This window comes from Ruegeria sp. L11 (assembly GCF_056531755.1).
Window position 1 is genome coordinate 1 of the sequence record NZ_JBQFMI010000002.1, and the last position, 25,883, is coordinate 25,883.

Genomic DNA, 25,883 nt, shown 5'->3' on the forward strand with positions numbered 1-25,883 from the left:
AAATCTGACTCTGACGCGGGATGGAGCAGCCCGGTAGCTCGTCAGGCTCATAACCTGAAGGTCGCAGGTTCAAATCCTGCTCCCGCAACCACTTCGGTCGAACAGAGTCTCGAACAAGCCGCCTCAGGGCGGCTTTGTTCATTCTGGGCCAACCCAATCATCGCTGCCAGGACACCCTCCAGTTCGATCTGGACGCCATCCCGTTCATGTTTGATCGTAACACGTTCAATCAGGCCCCGGATAATCTCCAAGGCCCCGGTGCGGATCGACGGATCCGATAGCGCCTGTGCCAGATCTGCTGAGCAGCCTCATCTGACTGGTCCAAGTTGATTGTTAGTGCATCATCGGCCTGTGATCCATCGGGATGATGGTTTCAGGTGCCGGCGGGTGATAGCCCAGTGCACTGTGGGGGCGTTTTGTATTGTAGTGCCTCCTCCATTGTTCGATCAGGATTTGTGCTTCGCGCAGGCTGTAGAAGATTTCGCCGTTGAGTAGTTCGTCCCTGAACCGGCCATTGAAACTTTCACAGTATCCGTTCTCCCACGGGCTGCCAGGTTCGATGTAAGCCGTCTTGGCGCCGACGGCGGCGATCCAGTCTCGGACGGCCTGGGCGACAAATTCCGGCCCGTTATCCGAACGTATGAAACCGGGTGCGCCACGAAGGATGAACAGATCCGTCAGGGCGTCGATCACGTCGACCGAGTTCAGCTTGCGCTTCACTCTAATCGCCAGGCACTCCCGGCTGTGCTCATCAAGGATGTTCAGCGTCCGAAAAGCTTTGCCATCGTCGGTTCGACAATGGACGAAATCATAGCTCCATACATGATTGCGATACTCCGGCCTCAGCCGAACACACGACCCATCCACTGCCCGGCAGTCGATACGCAGTATCGATGAGAAGGGTTCAGCCAAAGCCGTCCTTTCTTCGGTTGTTTCACTGGCACTTTCAGCCCCTCTCGTCGCCAAAGCCGTTCAATTCGCCCATCGCTAACAGACCACCCAGCCTCTCTCAGCTGCGCTGCGATCCTGCGATAGCCATATCGCCCGTATTGACGGGTCAGCTCGATCATGTCGGCCACCAGCCGGTCTTCGTCTGCGCGACCTTGTGGGACACGCCGTTGCGTGGACCGGTGTTGTCCAAGCACGCGGCAGGCGCGTCTCTCGGAAACGTTCAGTTGGTTGCGAACATGGTCAATACAAGCACGACGACGAGCGGGGCTCAGTAGTTTCCCTTTGCGGCTTCCGTCAGGATCAGTTTGTCCAACGTCAGATCTGAAACTGCGCGTCTAAGCCGCTCGTTCTCTTTCTGAAGCCGTTTCAGTTCTTTCAACTGATCTACGCCCATTCCGCCGTACTTTTTGCGCCAGCGGTAATAGGTCTGTTCAACAATTCCGATCTGCCTGATCGCATCAAGACGGGACATGCCTTGTCCCATCAGAACTTCAACCTGCCGTAACTTCGAGACAATCTCTTCGGGCTTCGGTCGCTTGTTTGCCATTCGTGGTCCTCCGTTTCCTAAACATAGCGGTGGACCAGTTCAGTTGGGGAGGCTCACTCATTCTAGCTGGATGTGGAGGGATGGTAGCTGGAGCAACACCTATCGCGCATTTGGTGCCGATGAAGAGTTGTCTGAGTTAAACGCCAATCTCACAAAGTTGGCGGATGAAATAACTCAGCAGGTATTGTTGATTGACCAGTTGGAGGAAAGGGTAAGAACGCAAACTGGAACTGAAAATGCAATGCAAACCCTCCTCGAAGAGTTTGAATGCTCCCTCGAATAGGATGCTAGATTTACTGCTTTGGCGTTAGTGCTCATTCTCCGGCCAAGTCCGATCCCTGGCAACAGCGCCAGTCGCTGCGTTATAGTAACCCGAAAGCAGATATCCGTCGGGTCAGCAAACCGGATTGTTCGTCAAGTTCAGACGCGCGCACAGCCTACCACTAGGCGTATCATTCTTTCCGCCAGCGACTTATCACATCCCCAAAAGTAAATTCGCGCCAAGGTTCCTGCCATTCTTTGTGGAAGCGAACGCCTTGGGATTGTGGCTCGGGATTCTGCATCGGCATCTGCACAATCGCTGGCAGCAACACAGCATCTCCGACAACGACACATTCACCAGGGGCAAGATTGGGTAAGATGTCCGTAATGCCGCTGGAGTTGTCCGGAAAGAGCCGCTTCACATAGTTTTGGTCGGTATTGTTGGTCAGCCGAAGCGCCAAAAAATTGTTGCATTGCGCGAAGATAGTCTCCGAAACCTCTGACGGTCGCTTGCTCACAACCATCAAACTGAGCCCGTACTTTCTTCCTTCTTTTGCAATGCGCTCCAACGATTTTCTAGAAGAACGATATGCAGCGTCGTCTCTCTGAGGGATGTAGTTATGAGCTTCCTCGCAGACAAGCATGACTGGTACATCATTCAGTAATTCTTGTCTTTGTAGCAGCTTCGAGTAGTGAAAACAGAAATCGAAGATCAGTCGAGAAACTAGGCTCACCGTAATACTCAACACCTCAAATGGTATGCCACTTAGGTCGACAATGGTGACATTGGATCGATTGAGGTAACCGATGAATTGCTTCATGATTTGTTCAAAGTCATCAGTCTGGAAACACTTCCCATCATCTTTCTTGGCTTGTAGCAAGAAGCGTAGGCGCTTGTCGGAGAGTTTGGTTTCAAGACGTGAGAGGAAGCGATTGAATTCTCCATAAAACGGACCGCTGGTTGCCTTATCCGCTTTGGCCGTGGATGTCGGGACGAAAGTACATGAGTTTTCGAAGTAATGAAGTTTTCGATCTTCTATTAGTGTTCCATCAGAAAGCTTGGGTTTGTTCTCGCCGTCCAGTCGACCGATGACCTCACGGTTCATGTTGTCGATGTACCGGTGTACCTCCGTGATCGAAAAGTAGACCGGTGTGTCGTAGGGTCAGGATTCATAACCAATAGATGACGGTTGCGTTGCTTTCGACCTGGGATGCAGGCGCTTATTCCTTTGTCTTTCAACGCGTCTCGGAACCGGTCTGCATCATAGCCGCGATCCCCGAGCAGCCAGTCGACTTCTGGTATGCTGCTCATTAGCGCTCGCGCACCGATGTAGTCACTGACTTGGCCAGCGGTGACAAAAAGGCTGATCGGTCGCCCTTGGCTGTCACAGATAGCATGCAGTTTAGTATTCATGCCGCCCTTGGTTCGGCCAATCAGGCGGCCACGCCCCCCTTTTTCGCGGCCCTGCTGGTCGCGGTGCGATGTGCTTTCAGATAGGTCGCGTCCACTGCCCGGCAGGGCATTGCGGAGCAATGTCCCGAGAGGGGATCATCACGGTCTTTTCCTCGCCGTGTTCGGCGGCCAGGCCGGTCATCATCCGCGCGAAGATGCCTTTCTCACTCCAACGCTTCCACCGGCTATAAAGCGTCTTGTGCGGTCCGTATTCTTTGGGAGCGTCTCGCCACCGCAACCCATTGCGATTGATGAAGATAATCCCGCTCAGCACCCTCTTGTCATCGACCCGTGGCTTGCCGTGCGACCGCGGGAAGAAAGGGGAAAATTTGGCCATCTGCTCGTCGGTCAGCCAGAAAAGGTCGCTCATATCACCACTCCATTTTTCGAGCCGTGAATCATGCAGCGCCTTGAGAATCAATGCATCCTGACCCTAATCGGGAAGAAAACGACAGCTGTCAAATCAAGACCCGCCAACCGCTGAAGCCGAGTTCCGCAAAACATGGAAAGCAACGCGGCAACACCTCATTGCCCAAGGCCTAAATTGGATCACCAGATCCATTTGAGCGATGGATATTTGAAACTCTCAATCCTCGGACCCGGACAATCGGCCGGAAAATCATCAGACCTAAGCCCGATGTAGCGAAGCCGGGCCCGGGATATTCTGCCTCCAATACAGGATAACGCCTCGAACAGGATTGGAGACGAAAATGAATACCCGGAAAAGAACTGGTCAGCTTCTCAATACGGTTGCGCTGGCGTCGCTGATTGTGATGACACCCTATGTGCCGGTTTTTGACGCAGACGGTCTTCTGCGGTTGGAACCTGCTTACGCATTTGCAAAGAGCGGGAAAGGGAGTGACGGCAACGGCGGGGATGATGACCATGACAGCAATTCCGGGTCGGGCAGCGGCGGTGATCGTGACGACAATTCCGGATCGGGTAAAGGTGGTCACGATGATGATGACGACGACGATGATGATGATGACGATGGTTCGTCACGCTCGGGCCGGGGCGATAAGAAGGACCGGTCCCAGTCTGGGGGGCAGTCATCGGGGTCGGCTGGAATAACAAAGGTCGAGACAAGCGCGAGCGGCATAGAAGTACGCTATGCTGACGGTACCAAGGAAGAGATTGAAAACGGCCGGTACGAAAGAAAGAACGCGCAGAACCGAACAGTCGAGGAACGACCGGCCACCGGTGCCGACGTTTCGCGCCTTCGGTCACTGGCAAACGGTATCTCAATCGACAGCGTGCGCTCGCCCGGGCAGAGTGGTGGCGCTGGAAGTAACCCGGCAAAAATCGAAATTCAGGGCAACAATATCGAAGTTAGTTACGCAAACGGCTGGAAAGAAGAGATCGAGGGCGGGCGTTACGAGTTGAAAGACCCGTTCAACCGGACCGTTGTAGAAAGAACCGCAACTGCGGCGGATCGCAGCAGACTTCAGGCGATTGCCAACTGAGTGACGAACTTTGGCGATTGTGCGGGGCGGTTTCTTTTCTTGAGAGACCGCCCCGGTCTTTGAGCGCCTGACCCCTAGTCTTTCTTGTTCCAGGCCTCATGCGCGATAAGAGCGGCCTCCACCCGGTTTCGCGCATGGAGCTTGGACAGGATCGCCGTCATGTAATGCTTGACGGTTTTCTCCTGTATTCCCAACTCATCGGCTATTTCCCGATTGCTCAGCCCTTTGGCGACGCGCCGAAGAATCTCCTCTTCGCGATGGGTAAGATCATCTATGGCGTCAGCTTCTTGCTGCGACCCGTTTCCGCGATTGATCTGAAGCAGCATACGCGAAGCAAGACCCGGCGAGACGAACCCTTCGCCCGAGGCGATACTGCGCAGCGAAGCTGTCAATTCGCGTGCTGTCACGCCCTTGACGATATAGCCAATGGCACCCGCCTCCAAAGCGTCTGCAACGTCACTGCTGTTTTCAGAGACCGTCAATATCGCAATGAAAGGCGGGTTTGCCATTTCAGCAATTCGACGGGTCGCGCTAATGCCGCCACCGGGCATCGACAGGTCGAGGATGGCGATGTCAGGCTGATGGGTTCGGACAAGGGAAACGGCCTCATCCGCATTTGATCCGGCGGCGAGAACCTTGAAGCCGTCGGCTTCCTCTAAAGTGCGGTGCAAACCGTCCCTGAAAATCGGGTGATCATCTGCGATAACGACGGATGTTGTCATGATGCACTCATCTTTCTGGGAAACAATGTCATAGCAACGGTGGTGCCCTTGCCCGGGGTTGATGTCACCTCGAACCGGCCACCGATGCTTTCGACCCGGTCACGCAAGCCGACAAGGCCCTGGCCCCCGTCCTCACGCAGAACCGTCTCGCCGGAGGGGGCGAACCCGGGGCCGTCGTCGCTGACCTGAACGGTGATGCGATCACCTTGTACGTTGCAGGTGACAGTGCACTGGGACGCGGGCGCATATCTTGCGGCATTGGAAAGCGTTTCCTGCAGGAACCGGAAAACGCACAACTTGCCCGAGATCGACAAGTCGGGCGACGGATTGCCCTGAAAGGAAATACCGGGGCGAAAAGGGCTGTGTTCAGAATGGTCCTCGACAGCTCTTTTTACCACATCAACGAGCGCCAGATTTTCGATGTCTGGCGCGAACAACCCCCGTGACAAGGCGCGAATTTCTGCCAAAGACTTCTGCAAAGATTGCTGAATTTCTTCGGCCTCGTTGGGCATCTCCGGCTTGTCGCCGAATGCGGCCTCCAATCGAAGGGCGGCGAGGGACAGGTATTGGGCAGGGCCGTCATGCAGTTCCGCGCCGAGTTTCCTGAGAAACCTGTCCGTTTGCGCAGCATATCTTTCCGATGCATCAATGACGCGCGACCGCAGCATGGCATTCTGTGCGGCCATCTTTTCACTTTCGGCAAGACGATCATTCAGAAGGCGCCCTTGCCGTCGAATGGTGTTGTCGCCGATTGCGACAATGGAAAACAGAACAATCGTGCTTGCCGCAAAGGCCGAGCCAACGATCAACCAGCTTGTTCTTCTGGCTCTGGCCATGTCCAGTTCCAGCTGATCGGCCTTTTCATAAAACTCGGCGACCGCGATGATTTTCCCCGACCAGATTTCGCGAATGGGGCTGTAGACTTCCAGCAATGGAATGCCAAGCGCAGCCTCTGCCGCGCTTTCTTCGTCGTCCAGCTCTTCAAATGAGCCCGAGATTTCTCCAGCCCATGCGCGTTTCAGGTCATCTGTCGGCTCGAAGCGGCGACCGATGATGGCGGAATCCGATGCGTATGCAATCTCGCCATCCTGTTTCCAGAACTTGTACGAGGCAATGCGTTCGCGCATCGGCTGGGTCATGAAAATCTCGTCCAGCGCCCGGCTGGCCTGTTCGGAAAGGCGGTCTCCATGCGCCAGCTCCTGGCTGAGTGGGGACAAAATGCTTTCCATGTACAATGCCGCAGAGTTGGCGGAATTTTGTACAACCGCATTTTCGATCCGGTTCGATACCCAGTGACCAACAAACACCGTTGCAGTCCCCATGACCACAACACTTGCCGCGAGAAATACGCGCGACAAAGACCAGTTGCCAATTGTCAGGTCGGTAATTTTGGGTCTCATTTCGCAATCGACTATGAACGACAATTGTTTGACGCGCTACAGACCATGGTCTGATGCGCTTCTCCAATGTTCCAAACCTGATGCGCAGATCGGGACTTGGCCCTTTTGGGTGCACCCCGGCAGGTTTCCGCGTCCCGATCCCAGTCCCGGTTCAACGGGTTTTCAAACACTCCGACAGGGTTTGCGCCATGTTACGAATGACTTGCGGGTACAGAGACGGCCCGGGTTCCAGAGCCGAGCCCAGTGGATCGATCACACCGGATTGTGCCGATGTTCCATCCAACACGGTTTCGACGATGCCCGGATTGAACTGTGGTTCAGACAATACGCAGTTGATGCCTTCGGCGTGAATGCGACCTTGAATGGCGGCAACTCGCGCGGGGCTTGGGTCGGACGCGTCGCTCAGGGAAATCGCGCCCGATGCAGGGAAACCAAACGCAACCTCAAAATACTGGTAGGCATCATGAAACACGATGAAGCTGCCGCCGCGAACCGGTTCAAGCAACTCTTCCACTTCTGCGGAAAGCACGTTCATTTCTTCGCGCGCCGCTTCGGCATTTGCTAAATACGCAGCGGCGTTGTCGGGATCCGCTGACGACAGTTGATCCGCGATCAGGGTCAGCCAGGCTTTGGCATTCGTTGGCGAAAGCCAGGCATGTGGGTCATGAGAGTCATGATCATCATGGCCTTCGTGATCGCCATGGTCGTCATGGTCTTCGTGACCCGCATCGTCCGCGTGATCATGCGCCTCAAACAATGCGTCTTCCCGGAACTCAAGAAGCCCCGTACCCTTTGCGTCCAATAGGGCTGTGGCGGTCGCACCTTGGGCAAGAGTTTCTATCGCACTTTCCAGCCAGGGTGTCAGGTCTTCTCCTACCCAGAACACCAGATCGGCGTTTTGCAACGCGGCTGCCTCGGACGGGCGCAGATTGTATTCATGCGGCGAGGCACCCGGTGCGACGATCAGGGCAGGTGTTCCCACACCCGCCATGACACGGGCCACCAGCGAATGAACCGGGGCAATGTCCGCGGCAACGTTTGGCGCATCTGCGCGGGCCGGTCCACCCAGCAGTGCAACTGTGATAGATAATGGAAGAAGAAGCGTTCTGGACATCGGGCCCTCTGTGTGATTTTATAACATTTCAAGCGGCAATACATGATATGTAATAACATGACAAGTGATGTGCACCCAGTTATTGGCAAAGACGCGGCTCCGGTCGGGTTTCAGGAACATGACCACCAGAGCTGCGTCGCAACGGCTCTGACATCCGCCGAAGTCCGGTGCAAAGCGGAAGGGCTGCGGCTGACGCCGGTTCGGCGCAAGGTTCTTGAGATGTTATTGCACGAACATCGCGCCCAAGGTGCCTATGCAATCCTTGACCGGTTGCGCGACGAAGGGTTCGGGTCCCAGCCTCCGGTCGCTTATCGGGCGCTGGAGTTTCTTGTACAAAACGGATTTGTCCACAAGATCGAGCGGCTGAACGCGTTTGTCGCCTGCTCTCATCCCGGTGCGGCGCATTCACCTGCTTTCATGATCTGCCGAAAATGCGACGCCGTAGCCGAGGCGCAATCTGCCCCGTCCAAAGGTGTTCTTGGCGCTGCCGCGCGCGCGGCGGGTTTCGAGATCGAGCGAACGGTTGTAGAGGCTGAAGGTCTCTGCCCCGACTGCACCGAAAAGGCATAAAGATGGCGCTGATCACTGTCGAGAAACTCAGCGTCCGCTATGGCGCGCATACCGTACTGCATCATGTGGACATGGTCATTGAGCCGGGTGAAATCGTAACCATCGTTGGCCCGAACGGATCAGGAAAGACCAGCCTGCTGCGCGCCATTATCGGTGCGACACGGCCTTGTGCCGGTAAAGTGTCACTGAAGCCCGGATTGAAAATCGGCTACGTGCCGCAGAAGTTGCATGTCGATCCGACATTGCCGATTTCTGTCGAACGGTTCATGCGTCTGACCGATCCTGTGTCGCGCAGGCAATGTGTCGAGGCGCTTGAATCGGCGGGTGTGCCGGATTTGTTGAAACGCCAGATGTCGCAACTGTCCGGTGGACAGTTCCAGCGGGTGCTGCTGGCTCGGGCTTTGATCAACCGCCCGGATATCTTGTTGCTGGACGAAGCGACACAGGGGTTGGACCAACGGGGGTCGGCCAGCTTTTACCAGCAGATCGAGGCTGTCCGGCGCGAGACCGGATGCGCCATTCTGATGATCAGCCACGAACTGCACGTGGTCATGAGTGCGTCGGACCGGGTGATATGCCTCAATGGGCATGTCTGTTGCGAAGGATCGCCGGCCGTGGTCGCCTCGGCACCAGAGTATCGGGCCTTGTTCGGAACCGGAACAGGCGGTGCGCTTGCCCTTTATCGTCATGAACATGATCACCATCATGATCATGACCATGATGCGAGTACACAGGAAGCGGCGGAATAATGCTGGATGATTTCATGATGCGGGCAACGCTCGCCGGTATTGGCGTGGCGTTTGCTGCGGCTCCGCTTGGATGTTTCGTCGTGTGGCGTCGCATGGCGTATTTCGGCGATGCAACCGCACATGCCGCAATTTTGGGCGTGGCCCTGTCCCTGACGTTTCAGATGTCGATCTTCACGGGCGCGTTGGCTGTCGCTTTGGTCATGGCGCTGACCGTTTCGCTTTTGGCCGGTCGCGGATATGCGATGGACACGCTGCTGGGCGTTCTGGCACATTCTGCGTTGGCCTTTGGGCTGGTTGCAGTTTCATTCCTGTCCGGTGTCCGGATTGACCTGATGGCATATCTGTTTGGGGATATTCTGGCAGTCTCCCGTTCGGATCTGGTCGTGATCTGGGGCGGTGCGGCGCTTGTCGTGGCGCTGATTGTCTGGCGTTGGTCGCAACTTCTGACCGCGACATTGAACGAAGAACTGGCCTATGCCAGCGGCTTCGATCCAAGGCGTGAACAACTGATCCTGACCCTGTCACTTGCCGTGACCGTAGCGGTGGCGATCAAGGTTGTGGGCGTATTGCTGATCGCCGCAATGCTGATCATTCCGGCGGCAGCGGCGCGTAACCTTGCGCGGTCACCAGAAACGATGGCCTTGATCGCAGCGGGAATAGGCGCGCTTTCAGCCATCACGGGGTTAAGGGCTGCGTATGTTTTCGACACTCCGGCAGGGCCTTCGATCGTCTGCGTTGCCGCGATCGTGTTTGCGTGCCTTAGCCTGATTGGATGGCGAACACAGGACAGGGCTTAATGGTTCCGTAGGTCTTCGCGGCCGTAGCATCCCGGTCATCCGGTAATGTGACCAAAGCGAAAACGCCACGAAAAAAGGCCCGCAAACCTGCGGGCCTTGATGCATTTCTACCCGCGTCGTTTACTGCGGGATATCGCCTTCCAGCCCTTCGACATAGAAGTTCATGCCAGCCAGCGTACCGTCGTCGGCCACTTCGCCCTCGGCCAGCCAGTCGCTGCCGTCCTGCTTCTTCAGCGGTCCGGTAAAGGCATGATAGCTGCCATCGGCCAGCGCCGCCTTCAGGGCCAGTGCCTCTTCTTTGATGTCCGCAGGAACTGCATCCGAAATCTCACCGATTTCTACCATGCCCGGCCCGATACCGTCCCAGGTATTGGACGAGGTCCAGGTGCCGTCCATCACAGCTCGCGTGCGCGCAATGTAATAGGGTCCCCAGTTGTCGATGATCGAGGAAACACGCGGTTTGGGGGCGTATTCGCTCATATCCGAAGCCTGACCGAAGGTGATCACGTTACCCGCCTCTTGTGCGGCGGCCTGCGGAGCGGTCGAGTCAGTGTGCTGCAGGATCACGTCGGCGCCCTGTTCGATCAGAACCGAGGCGGCGTCAGCCTCTTTTGCCGGGTCGAACCAGGTATAGGCCCAGACGATCTTGAACTGGACATCCGGGTTTGCCTTCTTGGCGTGGATATAGGCCGAGTTGATACCGCGGATCACCTCGGGGATCGGGTAGGACCCGATATAGCCGATGATGTTCGATTCGGTCATTCTACCCGCGATATGCCCCTGAACCGCGCGGCCTTCGTAGAAACGCGCTGAATAGACCGAGACGTTGTCGGCGGTCTTGTAGCCGGTCGCGTGCTCGAACTTCACGTTCGGGAATTTCTTGGCCACATTGATGGTTGGATCCATATAGCCGAACGAGGTGGTAAAGATCAGATCCGCGCCTTCCAGCGCCATCTGGGTCATCACGCGCTCGGCGTCGGGGCCTTCGGGTACTGATTCAACGAATACAGTCTCGACCTTGTCGCCGAACTCTTCTTCGATCGCCAAACGGCCTTTGTTGTGTTCATAGGTCCAGCCGCCGTCGCCGACAGGGCCGACATAGACAAAACCGACCTTGGTCTTGTCTTGCGCCACTGCGCCGGTCGCAAGACCAAGCGCTATCGCGGCAGTTGTCAGAAGTGATTTGAATTTCATGTAGTTACTCCCCAAGTTGGTTCAGTTGGCCCCTAGTGTGAGGCATGGAAGGTCCGGCCCAGTGAGGCAGGTGCGCTGCTCTTGTCGGCCGAAAGGATCACAAGCACAAGGATCGTGATGAGATAGGGTGACATTGCCAGATACTCGACGGGAATGGCAACGCCCGCTGCCTGCAAATTAAGCTGCAAGACGGTAATGCCGCCGAACAAATATGCACCCAGCAGGACCCGCCATGGTTTCCAGCTGGCAAACACCACCAGCGCCAGCGCGATCCAGCCGACACCTGCGGTCATGCCCTCGGTCCATTGCGGTACACGGATCAGGCTGATGTAAGCCCCACCCAGGCCCGCGCAGGCCCCGCCGAACAGGATCGCCATGATACGGATTTTGATAACCTTGTAGCCAAGCGCATGGGCGGCATCGTGGTTTTCACCAACCGCCCGCAGGATCAACCCGACGCGGGTGTATTTCAGGACGGCCCAGACCACAGCGGTCAGCGCAATGCCCAGATACAGGATGGGGTCGTGCCGAAACAGGATCGGGCCGATGACCGGAATATCGCTAATCAAAGGGATGTGGATATCGCCCATGCTGGGGGGTTTGACGCCTACATAGCTTTGCCCCATCAAGGCGCTGAACCCCAGTCCAAACAGGGTCAGCGCAAGGCCGCTGGCAACCTGGTTGGCCAATGCAAACTGTGTCAGCAGGACGAACAGCAGCGACAGGACGGCCCCGCCAATGGCGGCAGCAACAAAGCCCAGCCAGGGCGAGCCGGTTTCGACCGAGATCGCAAAACCGCTGATCGCGCCAACGATCATCATGCCCTCGACACCAAGGTTCAGAACGCCTGCCTTTTCCACGACAAGCTCTCCGATCGCGGCCAGCAGAAGGGGGGTTGCCGCCACCATAAGCGAGGCAACCAGAAGAACGGGATTGATTTGACCAAGGTCCATGATCACGCCACCTCGCTACGCGCCGCACGGATGCGGAAGTTTGTCAGAAGATCGAAGGCCAGCAGGAAAAACAGCAGCATTCCCTGAAACACCTGAATGGCAGCGGCAGGCAGACCCAGCTGCGATTGTGCAATTTCGCCACCAATATAGGTCAGCGCCATCAGGCCCCCGGCCAACAGGATACCCACCGGATGCAGGCGGCCCAGAAACGCGACGATGATCGCGGTAAAGCCATAGCCCACATTGAAATCGATGCTGATCTGACCGGACGGGCCGGACACCTCGAACATACCGGCCAGCCCGGCCAAAGCGCCCGAAATCCCAAGGCAGAACAGGATCAGGCGCGCCGGATTCACACCTGCAAACTTTGCGGCGCGGGGGGCCTCACCCGTCAGGCGGATATGGAAGCCCAGCATGTGACGGTTCAGCAATACATAGGCAAAGATCACCGCGATGAAGGCCGCGACAACACCCCAATGCATCCCGGAACCGGCAATCAGCTCGGCATTATACGCGCTTTCATAGGATTGCAGGTTGCGCGATCCGGGAAAGCCGAACCCTTCGGGGTTCTTGAGAAGACCCAGCGAGACCGAGGCCAGCATCTGCTCGGCCACGTAGACCAGCATCAGCGACACAAGGATTTCGTTGGTGCCGAAACGCACCTTCAGCAAAGCCGGGATCGTTGCCCACAGCCAACCGCCAAATGCGCCTGCGACCACCATGATCGGGAAGATGTACCAGGCATCAAGCGGATAGAAGGCCAGACCTGCGCCCGCGCCGAATATGGCGCCCATGATGTATTGTCCTTCGGCCCCGATATTCCAGATACCGGCCCGAAAACCCAGCGACAATCCGATTGCGATCAGCACTAGGGGCGCGCCTTTGACCAGCAATTGAGGGCGGTAATAGAATGCGAACTCGCCAAACAGCGGCTCCCAGAAGATGGTACCGATGGCTTCGACCGGATTTTTCCCCAAAATGGCAAACAGCAACCCGCCAAACACCATTGTTGCCAGCACCGCCACAAGGGGGGTCGCGTAAGACCAGGCCCTGGACGGCTGTGGCCGTTTCTCCAACACTATCATTTGCTCATCCCCCCAGATGTTTCATCTTTTCGCAAATACTCTCGCCGAAGGCGGCCTAGCAGATCACACATGTGCCACCTCCATGCCATGGGCGCCGCCCATCATCAGGCCAATCTCATCCACCGTCAGGCCGGTGGTCGGGCGCGGTGCGCTCAGTCTGCCTTCGTTCAAGGCCGCAAAACTGTCCGAGATTTCCATCAGCTCATCCAGATCCTGCGAGATGCAGATCACCGCTGTGCCTTTCGCCGCAAGATCGAGTATGGCTTGCCGGATCGACGCGGCCGCCGCGGCATCCACCCCCCAGGTTGGCTGGTTTACCACCAACACATCAGGGTTTTGCAGCACTTCGCGTCCAATCACGAATTTCTGCAGGTTACCGCCGGACAAGGACCGCGCTGCGTTTTCGGGCCCGGGCGTGCGAACGTCGAAGGCTTCGATGATCTTTTCGGCAAAACTCCGGGTTTCGGACCATTTCAAGAAGCCATTTTTCTCAAGCCCTTCCCGCACAGATCCGGTCAGCAAAGCGTTTTCGGTCAGGCTCATGTCGGGTGCCGCTGCGTGGCCTAACCGTTCCTCGGGCGCGGTCAGAACGCCCAGCTTACGGCGCGCTGTCGGGCCGAGCTTGCCGATCGCCTGACCGTTGAACTTGATTGCATCCGCCGATGTCAGGATTTCCCCGGACAACACGCCCAGCAACTCATCCTGCCCGTTTCCGGCAACGCCACCGATGCCCAGAACCTCGCCCTTGCGGACCGTCATGTGCACATTGCGCAATGCGGTGCCGAATTCCGAAGGCGAGGGGACTGACAGCCCGCTGACATCCAGCGCGACCTCGCCCAGTTCCCGGCCCGAGCGTTCGGGCGTCTGCAAGGTTGACCCGACCATCATCTCGGCCATGTCACGCGCCGAGGTTTCAGCGGGGACACATTCGCCCACGTTCTTGCCCAGACGCAGGATCGTAGCATGGTCGCATAGCGTTCGGATTTCCTCCAGTTTATGCGAGATATACAGGATCGAGGTTCCCTCGGAGCGTAGCTTGTTCAGCGTCTCAAACAGAATATCGACCTCTTGCGGGGTCAGAACCGAGGTCGGTTCGTCCATGATCAGCAGCTTGGGGTCCTGCAACAGGCAGCGGATGATCTCGACCCGCTGGCGTTCGCCTGCGGACAGGTCGCCAACCGTGCGAAACGGGTCCAGCGGAAGGCCATAAGTTTCCGAAACTTCGCGAATGCGCGATGCCAGATCCCCCATCGGGGGCGGGTTCTCCATCCCCAGCGCGATATTCTCGGCCACGTTCAGCGCGTCAAACAGCGAAAAATGCTGGAACACCATCGCGATCCCATCCGCACGGGCCGCGCGGGGTTCGGGCGGCGCAAACGGATTGCCGCGCAGTTTCATGGTGCCGCTGTCCGGCTTCACAAGCCCATAGATCATTTTTACCAGCGTGGATTTCCCCGCGCCGTTTTCACCCAGCAGCGCGTGCACTTCGCCTTCACCGATGTCAAAGGACACCTGATCATTGGCCACAACACCGGGGTAGGCTTTGGTCAGCCCTTGCAAGCTCAAAAGTGGAATGGTCACGCGCTCAGGTCCTTCTTCAACTTGTTTTGCAGGGCCGGGCGCAGCAATTGTGCAGCGACGCCCACGGCGATCATATGCGGATGCTTCCCCATCGACGGGTCACCGATCGGGCAGGTGATCCGGCTTATCCGTTCAGGCGGATGTCCAAGGGCGGCCAGCCGTGACCGGAATCGCGCCCATTTCGTAGCCGAGCCGATCAGCCCCGCAAAGCCAAAATCGTGCAAAAGCAGTCTGTTGCACAGTTCAAAGTCAAGATTATGCGAGTATGTAAGCACAAGATGTTCAGCGTCACATGGGGCATGGCGGACCAGCTCGGCCGGTTTTGCCGTCGGAACAATTGTCACGCCCGCTGGCACAGCGGCCGGAAAGCGCTGAGGGCTGGTATCCACCCAGGTGATCGCAAGATCGGGAAGCGGGGACAGCACATCCACCAGCGCCCGGCCGACATGGCCCGCGCCCCAGATCCACAGATTGCGCGTGGGCTTGTGAACGGGTTCAACCATCCAGCCGTCAATCAGCTGCGGTTCGGGCGCAATCCCCTGTCCGCGCGCCGTCGCCAGCATTCGCTTGACCGACAGGGGCATCGCGCCATCCTTGGTCGGGCGCGCGATGACCGCATCGTCCAGATCATTGACGGTCTTTGCGTCGTAAACCTCGCTCAGCAACGACACGGCACCGCCGCAGCATTGCCCCAACTCGGGTCCAAGCGCATGATGCGTCAGGCGGGTTGGCGTGGTTTGCAACCGCGCGGCATGTGCCGCCTGGTATTCCAGTGTTCCGCCGCCGATTGTGCCGCTTTGCCCGCCGTCCCAGACCAGCATGGCGGCACCAACTTCACGTGGAGACGACCCTTTGATCCCGGCGATGACCACCCGGACCACTTTGCCGTGGGTTTTGACCGCCTCCCTCAAAGCCTCAAGGTCAAATCCCATCAGATGCCTCCCTTCATCCTCTGGACGCCGCGCCAGACCTCTTCGGCGGTGGCGGGCGCGTTGAGCGCCGGATAAGTGTCCCCGCAGGCCGCTACCGCATTCGAAAGCGCCAGCCAGGCCGATATTCCCAGCATGAATGGGGGTTCCCCCACGGCTTTCGAGCGATAGATGGTGTCCTCTCGGTTCTCGCCATCCCAAAGTGCGACGTTGAAAATATCGGGCCGGTCGGAACAGGCCGGGATCTTGTAGGTCGAGGGTGCGTGCGTGCGCAGGTTGCCCTTCCCGTCCCAGACCAGTTCCTCGGTCGTCAGCCAGCCCGCACCCTGCACGTAACCGCCTTCGACCTGTCCGACATCCAGCGCCGGGTTCAGCGAAGCGCCCGCGTCATGCAGGATATCTGTGCGCAGAATGCGGTTCTCGCCCGTCAACGTGTCCACAGCGACCTCGGTGACCGAAGCGCCATAGGCGAAGTAGTAAAACGGGCGACCACGCCCCGCGATCCGGTCCCATTCGATCTTGGGCGTTTTATAGAAACCAGTGGCCGACAGGCTTATCCGACCCTGATAGGCCAGTGCGGCAGCTTCGGCGAACGTGTACCGTTCTTCACCAACCGAAACGTGGCCATCCGTGAACGTGACGGCAGAGGGGTCGGCCTGATGCCGTTCAGCCAGATAATCGGCCATCCGGTCGCGGATCGTATCGCAGGCCGCTTTCACCGCCATACCGTTCAGATCGCTGCCTGAAGACGCCGCCGTGGCCGAGGTATTGGGCACTTTTGCCGTATCCGTGGCGGTGATCTTGACCATCTCAAGCGGGATGCCGAAACGCGCCGCGGCCACTTGCGCGACCTTCTGGAACAGACCCTGACCCATCTCGGTGCCACCATGATTCAGGTGGACCGAACCATCCTGATACACATGCACCAGCGCACCGGCCTGATTCAGATGGGTCAGTGTGAAGGAAATACCGAACTTGACCGGAGAAAAGGCGATGCCCTTCTTGATCACGCTGTTTTCGGCATTCCATTTCTCGATGGCCGCTTTGCGCGCGGCATAGTTGCTGGACTTCATCAGCGCTTCGGTCATGCCATGCAGTTCGAAATCGCTGACCTCCATGCCGTAGGGCGTCGTGTTGCCACCAGCGGGCAGGGGGCGGACCGGGGCCGTCCCTGTTTCCACCGCGCCACGGCTGGTCAGGTCTTCGTGCGGGTCGGGATGACCCAGCGGTTTTTCGTGAGGTTGGACTTCGGCAACCTTATGCGCGGGCTCGTAATAGTTGCGACGGCGCAATTCCACCGGGTCCAGCCCAAGTTCATGCGCGGCGTGGTCCATCACACGTTCGATGGCAACCATCCCCTGCGGGCCACCAAACCCGCGATAGGCGGTGGCTGACTGCGTGTTGGTCTTCAACCGATGGCTTTCAATCCGGGCATTGGGCAACAGGTATGCATTGTCAGAATGCAGCATCGCACGGTCGGCGACGGGCAGGGACAGGTCCTGCGCCCAGCCGCAGATTGCGTATTGCAGAAAGGACACGCCCTGAATGTGACCCTGTTCGTCAAATCCCGCGCGATAGGAAATCCGGAAGGCGTGGCGTTTGCCGGTGATGATCATGTCATCATCGCGGTCATAGCGCATTTTGCAGGCTTTGCCGGTCGCCCGTGCAGCCACTGCGCAGGCAACGGCCAGCGCATTTCCCTGGCTTTCCTTGCCGCCGAACCCGCCACCCATGCGCCGGGTTTCGACGCGGATCGCATGCATGGGCAGGCCCAGAGCGTCCGCCACCTTGTGCTGTATCTCGGTCGGGTGCTGGGTCGAGCTGTGGACCAGCATGTCGCCGCCTTCATTCGGCACGGCAAGCGCAGCCTGACCTTCCAGATAGAAATGCTCCTGACCGCCGATCTCGAACGTCCCGTCGATGACGTGGGCGGCGCTTTCAATCGCGGCGTCCGCATCGCCCTTGGCATAGATGCGGGGCCCGTCTTCAAATCGGCTGTCTGCGGCCAGAGCTTCTTCAACCGTCAGGATCGGTGTTTCCTCGGCATAGTCGATCTTGCCCAACCGAACCGCCTTGCGGGCGGCCAGATGGCTGGTGGCAACCACCAGGAAAACAGGCTGGCCGATATAGTGAACCGTCCCGTCGGATAGCAAAGGCTCGTCATGGATCGAGGGCGAAACATCGTTGGCAAAGGGCAGGTCCTGTGCCGTCATGACCCTGACGACCCCGGGTGCCGCTTTCACGGCAGACAGGTCCATCGCGGTAATCGTGCCCTTGGCGATCGGGCTCAGGCCAAAGGCCAGATGCAATGTGCCCTTTGGCGTCGGGATGTCGTCCACATATCGGGCGGAACCGGATACGTGTAGCGGTGCCGCGTCATGGGGAAGGGGTTTGGTTACGCTCATGCCGATACCTCCAGCACGTTGGTCACTTGGCCCTGATCCTCAAGGAAGTACCGTTCCAGCATCGCTTTGGCGGTCTCAAGCCTGTACGTGGCCGAGGCGCGCATATCCGTAAGCGGTGAATAATCGTTGGCAAAAGCGGGCAGAGCGGCGTCAATCGCCTCGCGCGCCCACGGTTTGCCGATCAGCGCGGCCTCGACATGGGTTGCCCGTTTCGGAATGCCAGCCATACCGCCAAACGCGATGCGCGCATCCGCCACCCGCCCGTCCGAAATGGTAATGTTGAAACATCCGCACACGGCCGAGATATCCTGATCGAACCGTTTGCTCAGCTTGTAGCATTTCAGTCGGTCCGCCTGACGCGGGAAGCTGACGGCTTCGACAAACTCACCCGGTGCGCGGTCCTGTTTCCCGTAATCGATGAAGAAGTCTTCCAGCGGGACTGACCGGCGTTCATCACCTTTGCGCAGGTGCAGTGTCGCACCCAATGCGATCAGCGCGGGCGGGTTGTCTCCGATTGGCGAGCCATTGGCGATGTTGCCGCCCACAGTGGCCGCGTGACGGACCTGAACACTGGCATAGCGCCGGATCATTTCTGCATAGGATGGGTGAATGTCCGCCAAGGCTTCGCCCATACGGTTCATATCGACCATGGCACCGAAACGAATTTCTTCGTCGGTGATCGTGATCTCTTTCAGATCGTCACAGCGGTTCAGGAAGATCACCGGATCAAGATCGCGTAGTTGCTTGGTCACCCAAAGCCCAACGTCTGTTGCGCCCGCAACCAAAGTGGCATTCGGGTTCTCGGCATATACGGCAGCCAGCGCGTCGGACGAGCCCGGCAGCATGGGTGAGGTGGCGGGCGTTGCGACAGGCTTGTCTTTAACCCAGACAGGCACGGGCTGTTTCTCGGCCGCTTCGGCTGCGCGAATAATGGGAGCGTAACCCGTGCAACGGCACAGATTACCGGCAAGCTGTGTATCGTGATCCGTCGCGCCATTGGTGTGACCGGCCACCATCGACATGACAAAACCGGGCGTGCAAAAGCCGCATTGCGAACCGTGCAGGTCAACCATGGCCTGCTGAACCGGATGGACCTCGCCATCGGGGCTGCTGGCGCCTTCGACGGTTCGAACCGCCTTGCCATGCAGTTGCGGCAAGAAAAGGATGCACGAGTTCAGGGCCTTTGCACCACCCGCATCCGTCACCATGACAGTGCAGGCACCGCAATCGCCTTCGTTGCAGCCTTCCTTGGTGCCGGTCAGGCCACGATCTTCACGCAGCCAATCCAGCAGAGTGGCTGTCGGATCGATGTCCGTCAGCTCCACTGTCTCTCCGTTCAGAAGAAACGTGATGTCCATTCGAGAAACCCGTCGCCTTACCCGGTTGCGCCCTGGTGGTGCCCTCCTTCGATGCGACGTAGAAAGAGTGGCGGGCGGATAGCTTGCCAATGGATGTTAGAAACAGCATGCGTGATCTGGCAAGAAAAACTGCCTGTATGATGCATCATTACAGCCAATCGGCGTGGAATTGCGCACCCTGTGTAAATATCAGTTGTTTGAAACTAAAGCGTTTTTTTGTCAGTGAAGATGTCGCTTTCCGAAGCACCTTCTGGAAAATCCGAATAATCGAAAATGATTATTTTGCCAAACAACGGCGCAGGTTCCGGCTTTTGCATGCCTCGCGGCTAGGGTAGCCTGCCGTTCATGAGCAGTACCCCCCGATTCATTCACCTACGTGTTCACACCGAATATTCCCTTCTGGAAGGCGCTGTGCGGCTGAAAAAACTGCCCGCCCTGTGCGAGAAGATGGAGATGCCTGCCGTTGCAGTGACTGACACGAATTCCATGTTTTCGGCGCTGGAATTTTCGGTGACAGCCAGTCAGGCTGGTGTCCAGCCGATCATGGGATGTCAGGTTGATCTGACTTATGTGCAGTCGCAACCGGGGGAAAAACAAAAATCGCCCGCGCCGCTTGTTCTGCTGGCACAGTCCGAGGCGGGGTACGAGAACCTGATGAAGCTGAGCACGTGCCTTTACGTGGACAAGGGCGGGCAGTTGCCGCAGGTCACGCTGGACGAGCTTGCGGACCGCGCCGACGGGCTGATCTGCCTGTCCGGAGGGCCTGACGGGCCGGTGGGCCGCCTGTTGCAACAGGGGCAACGTCCGGCGGCCGAGGCGCTGGTGGATCGGTTGGCCGCGATTTTCCCGGATCGTCTGTATATCGAACTCCAGCGTCACCCAGGTGAAGACGGCCAACCCGAGGCCGAACGCCAGACCGAGCGCGGCCATATCGAGATGGCCTATGCCAAGAACCTGCCGCTGGTTGCCACCAATGACGTCTATTTCCCGACCTCGGATATGTACGAGGCCCATGATGCGCTGATCTGTATCGCCGAAGGGGCTTATGTCGACCAGCAGGAAGGTCGCCGCCGCCTGACCGCGCAGCATTATTTCAAGTCGCAGCAGGAAATGGTGACGCTGTTCGCTGATCTGCCCGAGGCCATTGAGAACACGGTCGAGATCGCGCGGCGTTGCGCCTTTATGGCTTATCGCCGCGATCCCATCCTGCCGAAATTCGCCGATGACGAGGTCGCTGAACTGCGCCGCATCGCGAATGAAGGCTTGCAGAAACGTTTGGCGGTAATCCCCCATGCGGTGACGCCCGAGGAGTATCAGGAGCGGTTGGATTTCGAACTTGGCATCATCGAAGGCATGGGCTTTCCTGGTTACTTCCTGATCGTTGCCGACTTTATCCAATGGGCCAAGGATCACGATATTCCGGTTGGACCGGGGCGGGGATCGGGTGCGGGCTCGCTGGTGGCTTATGCGCTGACAATTACCGACCTCGACCCGCTGCGTTATAGCCTGCTGTTTGAACGGTTCCTGAATCCCGAACGGGTTTCGATGCCCGACTTCGATATCGACTTCTGCATGGATCGCCGAGAAGAGGTGATCCGTTACGTGCAGCAGAAATACGGGCGCGACAAGGTGGGGCAGATCATCACTTTTGGTGCCTTGCTGTCAAAGGCCGCCGTGCGCGACATCGGGCGGGTGCTGCAAATGCCGTACGGGCAGGTGGACCGTCTGTCTAAGATGATCCCCGTGGAAGGTGTCAAACCGGTTTCCATCGAAAAAGCCCTGAAGGACGAGCCGCGCCTGCGGGAAGAAGCGCGCAACGAAGAGGTGGTGGATCGTCTGCTGACATACGGCCAGCAGGTCGAAGGGCTGCTGCGCAACGCCTCGACCCACGCGGCTGGGGTTGTGATTGGCGACCGGCCACTGGACGCGCTGGTGCCGATCTATCAGGACCCGCGATCCGACATGCCTGCGACCCAATTCAACATGAAATGGGTGGAACAGGCCGGGCTGGTAAAGTTCGACTTTCTGGGTCTGAAAACCCTGACCGTGATCCAGAACGCGATGGACCTGATCTTCAAGTCCGGACGGAAGCTGCATATCGCCGCCGATGGCACCGAGCTTTACGAACCTGCCGAGGGGGCCGAGAACCAGATCAACGCCATCCCGCTGGATGACGAGGCGACGTATAAGCTCTATTCAGCGGCCAAGACGGTCGCGGTGTTCCAGGTGGAAAGCTCGGGCATGATGGACGCGCTCAAGCGCATGAAACCCACCTGTATCGAGGATATCGTGGCCCTCGTCGCGCTCTATCGTCCCGGCCCGATGGAGAACATCCCGACCTATTGCGAGGTCAAGAACGGGCTGCGCGAGATCACATCCGTTCATCCGCTGATCGACCACATTCTTGAGGAAACCCAGGGCATCATCGTCTATCAGGAACAGGTGATGCAGATCGCACAGGTGATGGCCGGGTATTCCCTTGGCGGCGCGGACCTGCTGCGCCGCGCGATGGGTAAAAAGATCAAAGAGGCGATGGATGCCGAACGCCCCAAATTCGAAAAAGGCGCGGCAGAAAACGGGGTGGATGCCAAGAAAGCCAGCGAAGTCTTCGACCTGCTGGAAAAATTCGCCAATTACGGCTTCAACAAATCCCACGCCGCCGCCTATGCGGTGGTCAGCTATCAAACCGGCTGGTTGAAGGCGAACCATCCGGTCGAATTCATGGCGGGTGTCATGAATTGCGATATTCATCTGACCGACAAGCTGGCGATCTATTTCGAAGAGGTCCGAAAAGGGCTGGAACTGCCGTATATTCCACCTTGTGTGAACCGCTCTCAGGCCACGTTCGATGTTGATAACGGACATCTGGTCTATGCGCTGGGCGCGCTCAAGAATGTGGGTGTCGAGGCGATGAATCTGATCGTTGCGGGTCGCGCGGACAAGCCATTTGTCAACCTGTTCGATTTCGCCCGCCGCGTGGATTTGAAGAAAGTGGGCAAACGCCCGCTTGAGATGCTGGCCCGCGCCGGAGCCTTTGATGAGCTGGACCGAAACCGCCGCCGCGTGTTTGAAAGCCTAGATGCGCTGGTGCAGTATTCGGCAGCGATCCATGAACAGAAGAATTCGAACCAGGTGTCGCTGTTTGGCGAGGCCGGAGATGACCTGCCCGAACCACGCCTGTCGCCGACCCCCGACTGGCTGCCGGCTGAACGTCTGAGCGAAGAGTTCAAGGCCATCGGCTTCTACCTCTCTGGTCATCCGCTGGATGACTATATGCCGGCCTTGAAGCGTAAACAGGTTCTGACGCTGGACGAGGTGACCGAGAAAGCCCGTTCTGGCCCGCTGATTGCCAAGATGGCCGGAGTGGTTGCCGGGCGGCAGGAACGGAAATCGGCCAAGGGCAACCGGTTCGCCTTTGCCCAGCTTTCGGACCCGACCGGCGCTTATGAGGTCACGCTGTTTTCCGACACGCTGGAGAAATGCCGCGAGTTTCTGGAAACCGGCGCTCAGGTGGTTCTGACCGTCGAGGCGACGATGGAGTCCGATCAGCTCAAGCTGCTGGGTCGTTCGGTTGGACCAGCGGATTCTGTAGTGGCCGAAGCCGGGGCGACGGGACTGCGCATTTTTGTAGACGAAGCGCGGGCGGTGCCAACGATTGCAACGGTTCTTGAAGAAGCCGCAACCGCCGCCAAGGGTGCGGCCCGCGGCCCGATCCAACTGCTGTTGCTGGACCCCGGCCTGCCCGGCGACGTCGAAATCGACTTGGGGCGTGTGTTCCCGATCAATCCCCAGATCAAGGGCGCGATCAAATCGCTGGAAGGCGTGATGACCGTCGAAGAGATCTGACACCGCTTTGTTGCGAAACAGTTAGCGCACCGCTAGGCTGACCTTGCAAATATGTCTTCTGATCATGCCACGGGAGGGCGTTGATATGACGATTGCAGGTCTCAATTTCAGAACGATTGCATTGGGGGCGGCGGCATCGCTGGCTTTGGTTTCGGCGACAGCCACGCTTGCGGACGACAAGAAGAAAGAGAACACGATCAAAGGTGCTGTGATCGGGGCCGGGGTTGGGGCCTTGGTCGGCGACGGCAAAGGCGCCGCCGCAGGGGCAATTGTTGGTGCGCTGATCGGCGCGAACTCGAAATAAGCGGGGGCGGGATGATGCGTTTGAACGCGATGAAAGTGATCACAACCGCCGCGCTGCTTACAGGGCCCGGCTATGCCCTTGCGGACGAGGAAGCCGAACAGATGGTGCAAGCGGCGCTGCCGCTCATGTATCACACCTGCGCGTCGGTCATCGAAGAGGCTGACGGGAATGAAGAATACATTGTCGACGTGGTCGGCAAGATGACGGCGTTGTCACTTTATAACCGTCAGATCGACCTCGAAGCTCATGCCAGTTCGGACGAGGAAAAGGCCGCGCTGCGCGAAACATTTGTGGCGGCTCTGAAAGACGGCTGCGCCGGGGATGAAAACGCCCTGCTGGGTGGCGTCGTCGACAACGCGGTGAAATCAACGCTGGGGCTGTAAGCCGTCAGTAATGTGGCGGACGTTCGTCACCAAGGACAACGCCGCCTGACCCTTCCTGTGCGCGCTCGGCCTCGCGGTGCAGCAGCATCTCGACACGGCGGGTCAGCCGGTCAATCTCGGCCTGTTGCCGGGTGACAACCGCGTTCAGATCGTCAACCGTGCGGGTCAGATGGGCAATCTGTTCTTCCAGTTGCTGCATGGGATGCTCCTGTCTTTCAGGCTGCACATAGCGACCCTGTGACGCCTTGGCCAGAGAAAGCGCGCCTTGCCCAGATGCGGGCCATGGGATAGACCGCGCGCGGAACAGGTACACTCCCAAGGACGCCCCACATGGCCAAGCCCAAGAAACAGCCCCGCCCCAAGGCCGAAACGCCGAAAGGGTTCCGTGACTATTTCGGCGAGGAAGTCACGCAGCGCACCGAGATGCTGCGGACGATTGCGGGCGTCTATCATCGGTACGGGTTTGACGCGCTTGAGAGCAGTGCGGTCGAAACCGTCGAGGCGCTGGGCAAGTTCCTGCCCGACGTGGACCGCCCGAACGAAGGCGTCTTTGCGTGGCAGGAGTTTGACGAGGGCGGAAATGGCGACTGGATGGCCCTGCGCTATGACCTGACCGCGCCTCTGGCCCGGGTTTACGCCCAGCACCGCAACGACCTGCCGACGCCTTATCGCCGCTATGCGATGGGTCCGGTCTGGCGCAACGAAAAGCCGGGGCCGGGGCGGTATCGGCAGTTCTATCAATGCGATGCAGATACGGTTGGAACCGCCTCGATGGCTGCTGATGCCGAGATCTGTGCAATGCTGGCCGACACGCTGGAAGAGGTTGGCATCCCGCGCGGCGACTACATCATCCGGGTGAATAACCGGAAGGTTTTGAACGGTGTGCTGGAGGCGATGGGTCTTGGCGATGATCAAGCCGCACGAGACAACGTCCTTCGCACTATCGACAAATTCGACAAGGTGGGTGAGCAGGGTGTGCGCGAATTGCTGACCAAGGGCCGTCTGGACGCGTCGGGCGCGTTTATCGACGGCGTTGGTCTCAGCGATGATCAGGCAGACCCGGTGATCGCCTTTCTTACCTCCAAGGCCGTCGATACGGCCGGTACGCTGGCCAACCTCCGCATTGCCGTGGGCGACAGCAAGATCGGGGCGGATGGGATTGCTGAACTGGAACAGATCGCTGAACTTCTCTCCGCTGGCGGCTACGGCCCTGACCGCATTGTCATTGACCCCTCCGTCGTCCGTGGCCTGGGCTATTACACCGGTCCGGTCTACGAGGCCGAACTGACGTTCGAAATTTTCGACGAGAAAGGCCGCAAGCGGCAGTTCGGCTCGGTCGCGGGGGGCGGGCGCTATGACGATCTGGTCAAGCGGTTCACCGGGCAAGAAGTGCCCGCGACCGGCGTGTCCATCGGCGTCGATCGGTTGCTGGCCGCGCTGCGCGAAAAGGGCCGGATCAGCGCCCAGGCCAAAGGCCCCGTGGTCGTCACCGTCATGGATCGCGACCGGATGGCCGATTATCAGGCGATGGTGGCCGAGCTGCGCAACGCGGGCATCCGGGCCGAAGTGTATCTGGGCAATCCCAAGAACTTTGGCAATCAGTTGAAATACGCGGACAAGCGCAACTCTCCGGTTGCGGTGATCGAAGGCGGGGACGAAAAGGCAAAAGGCATCGTGCAGATCAAGGACCTGATCCTTGGGGCCAAGATCGCCGAAAGCGCCACGCTGGAGGAATGGAAAGAACGCCCCAGCCAGTTCGAAGTATCGCGCGCTGATCTGGTCGCGAAAGTGCGTGAAATTCTGGACAGTCAGGACTGA

The 25,883-nt window shown here is 58.3% G+C and carries 20 protein-coding genes, 1 tRNA gene and 2 pseudogenes; 9 read left to right on the plus strand and 14 right to left on the minus strand.

Going from position 1 to position 25,883, the window contains the following annotated elements:
- Positions 1-14: 14 nt before the first annotated feature.
- Positions 15-91 (plus strand) — tRNA-Met (locus ACR0CE_RS04890).
- Between the two features lie 242 nt (positions 92-333).
- On the opposite strand, the pseudogene ACR0CE_RS04895 reads toward ACR0CE_RS04890, so the two are convergent.
- The 3 genes and pseudogenes from ACR0CE_RS04895 to ACR0CE_RS04905 form a co-directional block, all read right to left on the minus strand.
- Positions 334-1,498, minus strand: a pseudogene (locus tag ACR0CE_RS04895) (IS3 family transposase).
- A 452-nt stretch (positions 1,499-1,950) separates the two neighbouring features.
- A complete protein-coding gene (locus tag ACR0CE_RS04900; RefSeq protein WP_480484836.1) occupies positions 1,951-2,865 on the minus strand; it encodes an ATP-binding protein in 915 nt (304 codons plus the stop codon).
- Between the two features lie 80 nt (positions 2,866-2,945).
- Positions 2,946-3,582, minus strand: a pseudogene (locus ACR0CE_RS04905) (IS5 family transposase); the annotation flags it as partial.
- Between the two features lie 340 nt (positions 3,583-3,922).
- Here ACR0CE_RS04905 and ACR0CE_RS04910 point away from each other — a divergent pair.
- Positions 3,923-4,675, plus strand: coding sequence for a hypothetical protein (locus ACR0CE_RS04910; RefSeq protein ID WP_480831237.1), 753 nt, complete (start codon positions 3,923-3,925; stop codon positions 4,673-4,675).
- Between the two features lie 74 nt (positions 4,676-4,749).
- On the opposite strand, the gene ACR0CE_RS04915 is transcribed toward ACR0CE_RS04910, so the two are convergent.
- The 3 genes from ACR0CE_RS04915 to ACR0CE_RS04925 all read right to left on the minus strand — a co-directional run bounded on the left by ACR0CE_RS04915 (position 4,750) and on the right by ACR0CE_RS04925 (position 7,911).
- A complete protein-coding gene (locus ACR0CE_RS04915; protein ID WP_480540016.1) occupies positions 4,750-5,397 on the minus strand; it encodes a response regulator in 648 nt (215 codons plus the stop codon).
- Complete coding sequence (locus ACR0CE_RS04920; RefSeq protein ID WP_480831239.1) at positions 5,394-6,719, minus strand: sensor histidine kinase; 1,326 nt, start codon at positions 6,717-6,719, stop codon at positions 5,394-5,396. The genes ACR0CE_RS04915 and ACR0CE_RS04920 overlap by 4 nt, the downstream gene beginning before the upstream one ends.
- A 229-nt stretch (positions 6,720-6,948) precedes the next feature.
- Positions 6,949-7,911 carry a zinc ABC transporter substrate-binding protein gene (locus ACR0CE_RS04925; RefSeq protein ID WP_480540018.1) on the minus strand — a complete coding sequence of 321 codons (963 nt, stop codon included), beginning with the start codon at positions 7,909-7,911 and terminating at the stop codon, positions 6,949-6,951.
- A 57-nt stretch (positions 7,912-7,968) separates the two neighbouring features.
- Here ACR0CE_RS04925 and ACR0CE_RS04930 point away from each other — a divergent pair, with 57 nt between their 5' ends.
- From ACR0CE_RS04930 to ACR0CE_RS04940, 3 genes are read left to right on the plus strand one after another with little or no spacing between them, the layout of a single operon-like run.
- The gene (locus ACR0CE_RS04930) at positions 7,969-8,481 is read left to right on the plus strand and encodes a Fur family transcriptional regulator (RefSeq protein WP_480484831.1); all 513 of its coding nucleotides are present in this window, start codon (positions 7,969-7,971) and stop codon (positions 8,479-8,481) included.
- A 2-nt stretch (positions 8,482-8,483) separates the two neighbouring features.
- A complete protein-coding gene (locus ACR0CE_RS04935) occupies positions 8,484-9,230 on the plus strand; it encodes a metal ABC transporter ATP-binding protein (RefSeq protein WP_480831241.1) in 747 nt (248 codons plus the stop codon).
- Positions 9,230-10,027, plus strand: coding sequence for a metal ABC transporter permease (locus ACR0CE_RS04940; protein WP_209598077.1), 798 nt, complete (start codon positions 9,230-9,232; stop codon positions 10,025-10,027). The genes ACR0CE_RS04935 and ACR0CE_RS04940 overlap by 1 nt, the downstream gene beginning before the upstream one ends.
- A gap of 120 nt (positions 10,028-10,147) precedes the next feature.
- Here the strand turns inward: ACR0CE_RS04940 and ACR0CE_RS04945 are convergent, their stop codons facing one another.
- The 7 genes from ACR0CE_RS04945 to xdhA all read right to left on the minus strand — a co-directional run bounded on the left by ACR0CE_RS04945 (position 10,148) and on the right by xdhA (position 19,532).
- Positions 10,148-11,221 (minus strand): BMP family ABC transporter substrate-binding protein, encoded by a 1,074-nt coding sequence (locus tag ACR0CE_RS04945; RefSeq protein ID WP_480488997.1) that lies wholly within the window; start codon positions 11,219-11,221, stop codon positions 10,148-10,150.
- A 32-nt stretch (positions 11,222-11,253) separates the two neighbouring features.
- Positions 11,254-12,174 carry an ABC transporter permease gene (locus ACR0CE_RS04950; protein WP_209598075.1) on the minus strand — a complete coding sequence of 307 codons (921 nt, stop codon included), beginning with the start codon at positions 12,172-12,174 and terminating at the stop codon, positions 11,254-11,256.
- A gap of 2 nt (positions 12,175-12,176) precedes the next feature.
- Complete coding sequence (locus tag ACR0CE_RS04955; RefSeq protein WP_480831244.1) at positions 12,177-13,259, minus strand: ABC transporter permease; 1,083 nt, start codon at positions 13,257-13,259, stop codon at positions 12,177-12,179.
- A 63-nt stretch (positions 13,260-13,322) separates the two neighbouring features.
- Positions 13,323-14,840 carry an ABC transporter ATP-binding protein gene (locus ACR0CE_RS04960; RefSeq protein ID WP_480488998.1) on the minus strand — a complete coding sequence of 506 codons (1,518 nt, stop codon included), beginning with the start codon at positions 14,838-14,840 and terminating at the stop codon, positions 13,323-13,325.
- A complete protein-coding gene (gene xdhC, locus ACR0CE_RS04965) occupies positions 14,837-15,772 on the minus strand; it encodes a xanthine dehydrogenase accessory protein XdhC (RefSeq protein WP_480831246.1) in 936 nt (311 codons plus the stop codon). The genes ACR0CE_RS04960 and xdhC overlap by 4 nt, the downstream gene beginning before the upstream one ends.
- A complete protein-coding gene (gene xdhB, locus ACR0CE_RS04970) occupies positions 15,772-18,174 on the minus strand; it encodes a xanthine dehydrogenase molybdopterin binding subunit (protein ID WP_480489002.1) in 2,403 nt (800 codons plus the stop codon). Before xdhB ends, xdhC begins: the two co-directional genes overlap by 1 nt.
- Positions 18,171-19,532 (minus strand): xanthine dehydrogenase small subunit, encoded by a 1,362-nt coding sequence (gene xdhA / locus ACR0CE_RS04975; RefSeq protein WP_480831248.1) that lies wholly within the window; start codon positions 19,530-19,532, stop codon positions 18,171-18,173. The genes xdhB and xdhA overlap by 4 nt, the downstream gene beginning before the upstream one ends.
- A gap of 345 nt (positions 19,533-19,877) precedes the next feature.
- Between xdhA and dnaE the strand changes: the two genes are divergently transcribed.
- The 3 genes from dnaE (at position 19,878) to ACR0CE_RS04990 (ending at position 24,065) form a co-directional block, all read left to right on the plus strand.
- Positions 19,878-23,378, plus strand: coding sequence for a DNA polymerase III subunit alpha (gene dnaE / locus ACR0CE_RS04980; protein WP_480560754.1), 3,501 nt, complete (start codon positions 19,878-19,880; stop codon positions 23,376-23,378).
- Positions 23,379-23,463: 85 nt separating this feature from the next.
- Complete coding sequence (locus ACR0CE_RS04985) at positions 23,464-23,682, plus strand: YMGG-like glycine zipper-containing protein (protein WP_480831250.1); 219 nt, start codon at positions 23,464-23,466, stop codon at positions 23,680-23,682.
- An 11-nt stretch (positions 23,683-23,693) separates the two neighbouring features.
- Positions 23,694-24,065 (plus strand): hypothetical protein, encoded by a 372-nt coding sequence (locus tag ACR0CE_RS04990; protein ID WP_480831252.1) that lies wholly within the window; start codon positions 23,694-23,696, stop codon positions 24,063-24,065.
- Positions 24,066-24,069: 4 nt separating this feature from the next.
- On the opposite strand, the gene ACR0CE_RS04995 is transcribed toward ACR0CE_RS04990, so the two are convergent.
- Positions 24,070-24,264 (minus strand): SlyX family protein, encoded by a 195-nt coding sequence (locus ACR0CE_RS04995; RefSeq protein WP_209504826.1) that lies wholly within the window; start codon positions 24,262-24,264, stop codon positions 24,070-24,072.
- Positions 24,265-24,395: 131 nt separating this feature from the next.
- Between ACR0CE_RS04995 and hisS the strand changes: the two genes are divergently transcribed.
- A complete protein-coding gene (gene hisS / locus ACR0CE_RS05000) occupies positions 24,396-25,883 on the plus strand; it encodes a histidine--tRNA ligase (protein ID WP_480831254.1) in 1,488 nt (495 codons plus the stop codon).

What these genes read in the sequence shown, in the direction of transcription:
- ACR0CE_RS04900 (WP_480484836.1), bottom strand. Translation starts at nt 2,865, where the DNA reads ATGAACCGTGAGGTCATCGGTCGACTGGACGGCGAGAACAAACCCAAG.
- ACR0CE_RS04910 (WP_480831237.1), top strand. Translation starts at nt 3,923, where the DNA reads ATGAATACCCGGAAAAGAACTGGTCAGCTTCTCAATACGGTTGCGCTG.
- ACR0CE_RS04915 (WP_480540016.1), bottom strand. Translation starts at nt 5,397, where the DNA reads ATGACAACATCCGTCGTTATCGCAGATGATCACCCGATTTTCAGGGAC.
- ACR0CE_RS04920 (WP_480831239.1), bottom strand. Translation starts at nt 6,719, where the DNA reads ATGGGGACTGCAACGGTGTTTGTTGGTCACTGGGTATCGAACCGGATC.
- ACR0CE_RS04925 (WP_480540018.1), bottom strand. Translation starts at nt 7,911, where the DNA reads ATGTCCAGAACGCTTCTTCTTCCATTATCTATCACAGTTGCACTGCTG.
- ACR0CE_RS04930 (WP_480484831.1), top strand. Translation starts at nt 7,969, where the DNA reads ATGACAAGTGATGTGCACCCAGTTATTGGCAAAGACGCGGCTCCGGTC.
- ACR0CE_RS04935 (WP_480831241.1), top strand. Translation starts at nt 8,484, where the DNA reads ATGGCGCTGATCACTGTCGAGAAACTCAGCGTCCGCTATGGCGCGCAT.
- ACR0CE_RS04940 (WP_209598077.1), top strand. Translation starts at nt 9,230, where the DNA reads ATGCTGGATGATTTCATGATGCGGGCAACGCTCGCCGGTATTGGCGTG.
- ACR0CE_RS04945 (WP_480488997.1), bottom strand. Translation starts at nt 11,221, where the DNA reads ATGAAATTCAAATCACTTCTGACAACTGCCGCGATAGCGCTTGGTCTT.
- ACR0CE_RS04950 (WP_209598075.1), bottom strand. Translation starts at nt 12,174, where the DNA reads ATGGACCTTGGTCAAATCAATCCCGTTCTTCTGGTTGCCTCGCTTATG.
- ACR0CE_RS04955 (WP_480831244.1), bottom strand. Translation starts at nt 13,259, where the DNA reads ATGATAGTGTTGGAGAAACGGCCACAGCCGTCCAGGGCCTGGTCTTAC.
- xdhC (WP_480831246.1), bottom strand. Translation starts at nt 15,772, where the DNA reads ATGGGATTTGACCTTGAGGCTTTGAGGGAGGCGGTCAAAACCCACGGC.
- xdhB (WP_480489002.1), bottom strand. Translation starts at nt 18,174, where the DNA reads ATGAGCGTAACCAAACCCCTTCCCCATGACGCGGCACCGCTACACGTA.
- xdhA (WP_480831248.1), bottom strand. Translation starts at nt 19,532, where the DNA reads ATGGACATCACGTTTCTTCTGAACGGAGAGACAGTGGAGCTGACGGAC.
- dnaE (WP_480560754.1), top strand. Translation starts at nt 19,878, where the DNA reads ATGAGCAGTACCCCCCGATTCATTCACCTACGTGTTCACACCGAATAT.
- ACR0CE_RS04985 (WP_480831250.1), top strand. Translation starts at nt 23,464, where the DNA reads ATGACGATTGCAGGTCTCAATTTCAGAACGATTGCATTGGGGGCGGCG.
- ACR0CE_RS04990 (WP_480831252.1), top strand. Translation starts at nt 23,694, where the DNA reads ATGATGCGTTTGAACGCGATGAAAGTGATCACAACCGCCGCGCTGCTT.
- ACR0CE_RS04995 (WP_209504826.1), bottom strand. Translation starts at nt 24,264, where the DNA reads ATGCAGCAACTGGAAGAACAGATTGCCCATCTGACCCGCACGGTTGAC.
- hisS (WP_480831254.1), top strand. Translation starts at nt 24,396, where the DNA reads ATGGCCAAGCCCAAGAAACAGCCCCGCCCCAAGGCCGAAACGCCGAAA.